The organism is Streptomyces durocortorensis (genome assembly GCF_016901035.1).
GTDB classification, from domain to species: Bacteria; Actinomycetota; Actinomycetes; order Streptomycetales; family Streptomycetaceae; genus Streptomyces; species Streptomyces durocortorensis.
Window position 1 is genome coordinate 6,105 of sequence record NZ_JAFEUF010000208.1, and the last position, 6,243, is coordinate 12,347.

Annotated in this window: 6 protein-coding genes; 4 read left to right on the top strand and 2 right to left on the bottom strand. The window is 74.6% G+C overall.

Annotated features, from left to right (window positions below; all coding sequences use genetic code 11):
* The first annotated feature begins 217 nt into the window (after positions 1–217).
* Positions 218–763, top strand: coding sequence for a helix-turn-helix domain-containing protein (locus JS521_RS28020; protein ID WP_205085753.1), 546 nt, complete (start codon positions 218–220; stop codon positions 761–763).
* Positions 764–792: 29 nt separating this feature from the next.
* The gene (locus JS521_RS28025; protein ID WP_205085754.1) at positions 793–1,503 is read left to right on the top strand and encodes a helical backbone metal receptor; all 711 of its coding nucleotides are present in this window, start codon (positions 793–795) and stop codon (positions 1,501–1,503) included.
* Here JS521_RS28025 and JS521_RS28030 read toward each other — a convergent pair.
* Positions 1,442–2,641: a TDT family transporter gene (locus JS521_RS28030; protein WP_275564227.1), complete on the bottom strand. Its 1,200-nt coding sequence runs from the start codon at positions 2,639–2,641 to the stop codon at positions 1,442–1,444. The two genes, JS521_RS28025 and JS521_RS28030, sit on opposite strands and share 62 nt — an antisense overlap.
* Positions 2,642–2,711: 70 nt before the next feature.
* On the opposite strand from JS521_RS28030, the gene JS521_RS28035 reads away from it, so the two are divergent.
* Positions 2,712–3,647: a LysR family transcriptional regulator gene (locus tag JS521_RS28035; protein WP_205085755.1), complete on the top strand. Its 936-nt coding sequence runs from the start codon at positions 2,712–2,714 to the stop codon at positions 3,645–3,647.
* A 159-nt stretch (positions 3,648–3,806) separates the two neighbouring features.
* The gene (locus tag JS521_RS28040) at positions 3,807–4,760 is read left to right on the top strand and encodes a DUF2510 domain-containing protein (protein WP_205085756.1); all 954 of its coding nucleotides are present in this window, start codon (positions 3,807–3,809) and stop codon (positions 4,758–4,760) included.
* A 36-nt stretch (positions 4,761–4,796) separates the two neighbouring features.
* Here the strand turns inward: JS521_RS28040 and JS521_RS28045 are convergent, their stop codons facing one another.
* Entirely contained in the window at positions 4,797–5,999 is a 1,203-nt protein-coding gene (locus tag JS521_RS28045) for an amino acid deaminase/aldolase (RefSeq protein ID WP_205085757.1), read from the bottom strand.
* Positions 6,000–6,243 lie beyond the last annotated feature (244 nt).

Sequence of the window (6,243 nt, forward strand, 5' to 3'; positions counted from 1 at the left end):
GTTTGTTTTACCCCCAGCGGGGGTGTGTGTCCTCCTTTGTGCCTGCGGTGGCCGCGCAGCGGCTCTCTCATGCTTGCGGTTTGGGGGGGGGCCGGGGGGGGGGGGGGGGCCCCCCCCCTTTCCGGCTGCCCGGAGTCGTTTTCCGTACGTCGTGCGCAACCATGTGCGTAAGGTGCTGGCAACCGCGAGGATGGCGGGGGCGGGAGGGAGCTCGGACATGGACGACAAGGACACACCGCGGGTGGGCGCCGCGGTCCGGCGTCGGCGCAGAACCCTCGGCCTCACGCTGGCCGCGGTCGCGTCGCGCAGCGGGCTCTCCGTGCCCTTCCTCAGCCAGATCGAGAACGAGCGCGCCCGCCCCAGCGCCCGATCCCTCGACCGGGTCGCGGAGGCGCTGGAGACCACCACCAAGAAGCTCCACGCCGCCGCCGACTCCGCGCGCGCCGTGGACGTCGTCCGGGCCGAGGAGGGCGAGGGCGTACGCCGCCTGGTGCGCGGCCGGCACCAGCTCAGCGCCCTGGAGTTCTCCGGCGAACCGGACCTCGGGCGCGAGTTCCAGCACCGCAACGACGAGCTGATGTACGTCGTCGAGGGCGCCGTCGACATCGAGGCCGAGGGCCAGGTCCACCGCCTGGAGAGCGGCGACAGCCTGTTCCTCTCCGGCGGGGTCCGTCACCGCTGGCGCGCCACCGTGCCCGACACCAAGCTCCTCGTCGTCGCGGTGGCCGAACACATCGACGCCACCTTCGACTCGCGCCGCTGAGGCGGCCGCCCCTTCCCGAAAGGCGTTCCGTGCGCGTCGTCTCGCTGGTCCCCTCGCTCACCGAGGCCGTCGCCCGCACCGCCCCCGGATCGCTGGTCGGCGTCACCGACTGGTGCACGCACCCGGCCGACCTCGCCGCCGCCCGGATCGGCGGCACCAAGAACCCGGACCCGGCCGCGATCACCGCCCTCGCCCCCGACCTCGTGATCGCCAACGAGGAGGAGAACCGGGCCCCCGACCTCGACGCGCTCCGGGCCGCCGGGCTCGACGTCCTGGTCACCGAGGTCCGGACCCTGGAACAGGCCTTCGCCGAACTGCACCGCGTCCTCGTCGACGGCTGCGGGCTCGCCCGGCCCCGCTGGCTGGACGAGGCCGAAGCCGCCTGGGCCGCCCTTCCCGCGCCCTCCGGAACCCCGCGCCCCGCCGTCGTACCGATCTGGCGCAAGCCCTGGATGGTGCTCGGCCACGACACCTTCGCCGGCGACCTCCTCGCCCGCCTCGGCATCCGCAACGTGTACGCCGACCACCCCGAGCGCTACCCGCGCATCCCCGTCGACGAGCTGAACGCCTCCGGGGCCGAGCTGGTCGTGCTGCCCGACGAGCCCTACCGCTTCACCGCCGACGACGGGCCCGAGGCCTTCCCCGCCCTGCACGCCGCACTCGTCGACGGGCGACTGCTCACGTGGTACGGGCCGTCACTGGCCGAGGCGGCACGGGCGCTGCCGTCAGCGCTCCGCTGAGCACCCCGCCCACCGTCCGCGTCCCGGCCGCCGCCCACGCCACGACCAGGAACACGTACAGCGCCACCGCCAGCCAGGTCAGCGCATCCAGACCGGTGTGCCGGGCCAGACCGGCCGCCCCCGTCACACACGTACCGACGGGGAAGGTGAACGCCCACCACGTCATCGCGAACCCCATCCCGTTCCGGGCGGCCCGCACCACCATGGCGGCCGCCAAGGCCAGCCACAGCAGCGCGAAGCCCATCACTGGCACCCCGTACAGCACGGCGAACGCGCCGAACGCGGAGGCGTAGGGGGCCGCGACCGCCCCCGGGGCGACATCGGCCAGCTGATTGACGGCGGTCGTCGACTGGCCGAGCGGTCCCAGCACCAGGAACAGCGTCGGGGTGAGCGCGAGCGGCAGCGGACCGTGGTGGACCAGCCGCGAGAAGACCAGCGGCAGCACCACCAGGGTGGCCAGCAACGACAGCCCGAACATCGCGTAGCAGGCCAGCAGCAGCGCCTCGCGCCCCTGCCCGGCTCCCAGGTGCGGCACCAGCAGCGCGCCCTGCGAGGCCGACACCATCGGCGCGACCAGCGGCAGCAGCCAGACCGGGGAGGCGGTCCCGGGCGCGGGACGGTGGCGTACGACCATCAGATACGGCACCACGACGGCGGCCACCAGACCGATCACCGTGCCCGCCACGAACAGCACCACGTCCACCGCGAGCACCGCCCGCGCGCCCACCACGTCCACGCCGACCGTCAGGGTGGCCCCGCCGACGGCCATCAGCGCCATCGACAGACAGCCGTAGAACGGGGCGACCGCCGGATCCAGCAGATGGGCGCGGGCCTGGTCCCGATGGTGGATCCAGTGCCCGGTACGCGCGGCGAGGACGGCCGGCAGCAGCACGGCCGACAGGGCCCACACCAGCGTGCACGCGGCGCGCAGACCGGGAACGTCCACCGGAAGCGCCGCACCGGCCGACGCCACGATCGCGGTGCCCATGACGCTCGCGTACCAGTTCGGGCCGATGTGCCGCAGGGAAGGCAGCCGGGACGGCAGCCGCTGTACGCCCGGCCCGTCGTCCGCTCTCCGCGCGGGAAGGGCGACGGGAGGGGGCGGTACAGCGGTCCGGGTCTGCGGAAAGATGGCCATGCCACGATTCTTCGCGGCGGGGTCCACGCCCACCAGGGACCGCGTTCCTATGAGGTCATAAGCTGGCTTGATGACCGGCGACGACGCGCACGCACCCCGCATCCCCCTCTCCCACCGGGTTCCCGACCTCGGGGCGCTGGAACTGCTGCTCGCCGTCGCCCGGCACGGCAGCCTCGGCCGGGCCGCCCGGGACGTCGGCATCACCCAGCCCGCCGCCTCCAGCCGCGTCCGGTCGATGGAGCGGCAGCTCGGCGTCGCCCTGCTGGACCGTTCCCCGCGCGGCTCCCGGCTCACCGACGCCGGCGCGCTGGTCACCGACTGGGCGCGCCGGGTCGTCGAGGCGGCGGAGGCCTTCGACGCGGGCACCCAGGCGCTGCGCGACCGCCGCGACTCCCGGCTGCGGGTCGCCGCCAGCATGACGATCGCCGAGTACCTGCTGCCGGGCTGGCTGATCGCCCTGCGCGGGGAGCGCCCGGACACCGCGGTCTCGCTGCTCGTCGGCAACTCCGCGGCCGTCGCCCGCCGCCTGGTCACCGGCGAGGCCGACCTCGGCTTCGTGGAGGGCCTGTCGATACCGGAGGGCCTCGACGGCACCGTCATCGCCCACGACCGCCTCGTCGTCGTGGTCGCCCCCAGCCACCCCTGGGCCCGCCGCCGTACCCCGCTGCTGCCCGGCGAACTCGCCGCCACCCCGCTGATCCTGCGCGAACACGGTTCGGGCACCCGCCAGGTCCTGGACGCCGCGCTCGCCGTGCACGGCGGACTGGCCCAGCCGCTGCTGGAACTCTCCTCCACCACGGCGGTCAAGGGAGCGGCGGAGAGCGGCGCGGGCCCCTGCGTCCTGAGCGAACTGGCCCTGGGCGAGGAGCTGTCGTCCCGCCGCCTCGTCAAGGTCCCGGTCGCGGGCGTACGGCTGCGCCGCCAACTGCGCGCCGTCTGGCCCGGCGGCCACCGCCCCACCGGCCCCGCCCGCGATCTGCTCTCCCTGACCGGCCGGGACGCCTGACCCGGCCGGTCCCTGACAGGCCGCGACGCCTGACCGGCCGGGAGCCCTGACCCGGCAGCGACGCCTGGCCCGGCCTGTTCCTGACCGGCCGCGATGCCTGGCCCGGAGAAGGCCGGGAACCCCCGCGAGCGTGTCGGAGCCGGACTCTAGAGTGTGGGCATGAGTTACGCGACGCCTCCCGGCTGGTATCCGGACACGGGCGCCCCCGGCACCGAGCGCTGGTGGGACGGCACGGCCTGGACCGCGCACACCCGCCCGCTCGCCGCCGCCCCCGCCGTCCCGGAGGGCTTCGGCCCGCCGTCGCTTCCGCTCCCGCACCAGCGCGGCCCCCACGACGGATCCGGGGACGGCAACCGGACGAAGGTCCTGGCGATCACGCTCTCCGGGGTGCTGGTCCTGGGCGCGGCCGTCACCGGGGCGGTCCTGCTGGGCCGCGACGACAGCGGTACGTCGGCGACTCCGACGACGACCGCCTCGGTCCCGGCGCCCGTCACCACTCCGACTCCCACATCCACCGCCACGGCCTCCGCCGAGGCCGACCCGGACGAGGACCCGTCCGTCCTCGTCGACCAGCTCAACGGGGTCACGCTGCCGGTGCCGACGGGCTGGGAGAAGCCGGACAACACCACCGAGGACGTCCCCATCATCCGCACCGAGCAGTCCTACGACTGCCCGGGCGGCTCGTCGTTCTGCTACCACGGCACGGTCACCACCCACACCGCCGGGGGCACCGAGAGCGATCCCCGGGCCCTGGCCGAGGCCGACATCGTCACCGCCGCCGACCGGGCCTACGAGGAGGACGTCCTAGGCCGGCGCATCCACGGCGGCATCACGTCCCACAAGGTGATCAAGGCGCAGGAGCTGTCCGTCGCCGGACGCACCGGCTATCTGGTGCGCTGGCGGGTCACCACCGGCAAGGGGCCCGGCGGGTACGTGCAGTCCCTCGCCTTCCCCTCCTCGGTGAGCACCGAGACCCCGGTGATCGTCCGGTTCGCCTTCGACGCGGACGTGGCCGGTCTGCCGCTCTCCCTGATGGACACGATCACCCGGGGCATCCGCCCGCTCGGCGACAGCGCGACGAGCGGCGGCGTGGGCGCCTCCATCGGCCCCTGACGGGCGCAGCGCGGGCGCGGTCGGATCAGAGGCGGGTCAGAGGAAGGTCCGTCCCTCGCCCCGGTACGTCGGAACGCTCGCCGTGACCCGGTCGCCCTCGATCAGGTGCAGCGCGTCGAAGCGCTCGCACAGCTCCCCGGCCTTGGCGTGCCGGAACCAGACCTTGTCCCCGATCAGCAGATCGTCGGCGGGGGCGCCCAGCAGCGGCGTCTGCACCTCTCCCGCGCCCTCCTGCGGGTCGTAGCGCAGCCCCTCCGGCAGATACGGTACCGGCGAGCGGTCCGCTCCGGCCGCGCCGGACGCCGGGTAGCCGCCCCCGAGCACCGTCACCACGCCCACGCCGGGCCGGCGCACCACGGGCTGCGCGAACAGGGCCGCCGGCCGGGCGGTGAACGACGTGTAGTTGTCGAACAGCCGGGGCACGTAGAGCCCGGAACCGGCAGCGATCTCCGTGACCGCGCTCTCGGCCGCCGTGTGCTGCACGCTGCCCGTGCCGCCGCCGTTGACGAACTCCAGCTCCGGTGCGACCGCCCGGACCGCCCGCACCACCTCGGCCCGGCGCACCGCCAGCTCCTTGCGGGCGGCGGCCTGCATCAGCCGGATCGCCCGGGATCGCAGCGGCCGCCCGGCGACCGCGTCCCCGACCCCCGCGACATGGCCCTCGTACGCCATGAGCCCCACCAGCCGGAAGCCCGGCCTGCGCGCCACGGAGCGGGCCAGCTCGGCGAGTTGCGCGGGGGAGCGCAGCGGCGAACGCAGCGCCCCGATCCGCACCCGGCCGCCGAGCATCCGCAGCGAGGTGTCCAGCTCCAGGCAGACCCGGATCTCCTCGCGCCCACCGGCCCGGGAGGCGTCGATCAGCTCCAGCTGGGAGTGGTCGTCCACCATCACGGTCACGGCCGAGGCCAGCTTCGGGTCGGCGGCCAGCTCGGCGAACGCGCCCCGGTCGGCCGACGGATAGGCGAGCAGCACGTCGTCGAAACCGGCCCGGGCCAGCCACAGCGACTCCGCCAGCGTGTACGACATGATCCCGGCGAACCCGGGCCGCGCGAGCACCCGCTCCAGCAGGGCCCGGCACCGCACCGATTTGCTCGCCACCCGGACCGGCTTTCCGCCCGCCCGCCGCACCAGATCGTCGGCGTTGGCGTCGAACGCCTCCAGATCGACGATCGCGATCGGGGCGTCGAGATGGGCGGTGGCCCGGTTGTAGCGGGTCCGGTCAGCGGCGCGGGCAGTCATGGCCGGAAGCTTGCCAGAGAGCCGCTCCGGCTGGGTAGGGGGACGATCGGGGCAGATCCTCCACCGGCGGGGAGTCCCGTTCCCCGCGGCCCGCCCGCAGCCCGTAGAGTGACCTGCACGCGAGCACCAACAAGCATGTCAGCGGCGGTGATCCGTGGTCGGTACGAGGACGTGTGAGCAGGGGGCCGGATGAGTACCGAAGCACAGCGCGCCCCTGTGCCACCCCGCCCGACGACCCCTCCCA